Consider the following 357-nt stretch of genomic DNA (forward strand, 5'->3'; position numbering starts at 1 on the left):
GCCGTTACCTGCACCGGGGTCACCGGCTGTGCGGCACCTTCGGCGCCTTCGACCGGACGGCCGTGGCGACGACGACGACGCTTGCGCGGTGCGCGCTCGCCTTCCACGGCCGGGCTGCCCGCGGCGCTCGGCGCGTCGGTCGCAGCGACGGCGACGGCGGCCTGGGCCACGGCGACCTGCGGCTTGAGCTCACCTTCGGCCGGGGCCTCGCCTTCCACGCGCGGCTTGCGCTCGCGGCGCGGCTTGCCGTCGGCACTGCGCTCGCCCGGCGCGCGGCGTTCGCCACGGCCACCGGACGACGGCTTGCCACCCCGACCGCTGCTGCTGCCACCGCCACGACGCTGTTCTTCGGCCGCA

1 protein-coding gene is annotated in these 357 nt (G+C 77.3%); it reads right to left on the minus strand.

Annotation, left to right across the window (positions count from 1 at the left end; all coding sequences use genetic code 11):
* Positions 1-357 (minus strand): ATP-dependent RNA helicase RhlB (rhlB, locus tag DBR34_RS23305; protein WP_258223975.1); only part of this gene is annotated, 357 nt, incomplete at both ends.

The organism is Stenotrophomonas sp. HMWF003, assembly GCF_003061285.1.
In the GTDB taxonomy this organism is placed as follows: Bacteria; Pseudomonadota; Gammaproteobacteria; order Xanthomonadales; family Xanthomonadaceae; genus Stenotrophomonas; species Stenotrophomonas maltophilia_AP.